We start from the raw sequence: 460 nt of genomic DNA on the forward strand, positions 1-460 counted from the left end.
GCCCTGGGAGCTGTGCAGCGACAGCGACAACCGCTCCGGGTAGAGCGAACTCACGTCGACCACCGGGGCCGGCAGGTCCGGGAAGTCGACCGCCAACAGCCGCAACGCCCCCAGCGGCACCGACAGCCCGTCCAGCGTGAGGATCGCACTCATGCCGCACCGCCCGACTGGCCCGCGCCGGCCGTGCGGTTGAGCAGGGCGACACGGGCGGCGAGCGCCCGGCGGCGGGCCCGGCGGATGCGCCGGCAGTCCAGCTCACCCGGGATGCGGTCCAGCGTGATGATCTGCGCGTCGAGCAGGTCGACGTCCGCCAGGATCACGGGCATCTCCCGCTCGATCGCGTCCAGCTCGGCCGCGGTCGGCTCCACGAAGTCCGCGAACGCCGTGACAGCGTCCTGAACAGTCACGATGATGTTCATTGGGTCGTGTTCTCCTCACAGGGTTGGACGGCCCGAACGCG

1 protein-coding gene is annotated in these 460 nt (G+C 71.1%); it reads right to left on the reverse strand.

The genetic code is table 11. The features are described from left to right. Positions 1 to 149 precede the first annotated feature (149 nt). Complete coding sequence (locus SZN_RS37350; protein WP_007506651.1) at positions 150 to 419, reverse strand: DUF6284 family protein; 270 nt, start codon at positions 417 to 419, stop codon at positions 150 to 152. Positions 420 to 460: the final 41 nt, after the last annotated feature.

The organism is Streptomyces zinciresistens K42 (genome assembly GCF_000225525.1).
Classification (GTDB): domain Bacteria; phylum Actinomycetota; class Actinomycetes; order Streptomycetales; family Streptomycetaceae; genus Streptomyces; species Streptomyces zinciresistens.

What these genes read in the sequence shown, in the direction of transcription:
- SZN_RS37350 (WP_007506651.1), bottom strand. Translation starts at nt 419, where the DNA reads ATGAACATCATCGTGACTGTTCAGGACGCTGTCACGGCGTTCGCGGAC.